The sequence below is a fragment of the Lactobacillus sp. UMNPBX1 genome (assembly GCF_002554085.1).
Classification (GTDB): domain Bacteria; phylum Bacillota; class Bacilli; order Lactobacillales; family Lactobacillaceae; genus Lactobacillus; species Lactobacillus crispatus.
On record NZ_PCZI01000090.1, the window covers coordinates 1 to 240 of the forward strand.

The 240-nt window shown below is 46.7% G+C and carries 1 protein-coding gene; it reads left to right on the forward strand.

From position 1 onward, the window contains the following. Window positions 1-240, forward strand: a 240-nt coding sequence (locus CP352_RS10940; RefSeq protein ID WP_198995334.1) for a transposase, incomplete at both ends; no start/stop codon positions are given.

A 240-nucleotide genomic window follows, 5' to 3' on the forward strand; every position in this document is an offset into this window, starting at 1 on the left:
ATGCCAGAAATGGCTGGAATACTGGCAATTCTAGAAATGGTGCTTATTTCCGCAAGGTTGATACCCAGTTTGGACCAATTGAAGTGCAAGTGCCTCGAGACCGCAACGGTCAGTTTCATCAGCACACGCTGCCTGACTACAAGCAGCACTCGGATGTCTTGGAAAGCATGATTATCAAGCTTTATTCCAAGGGCGTGACCACCAGGGAAATAGCCGATCTAATTGAAAAGATGTATGGCA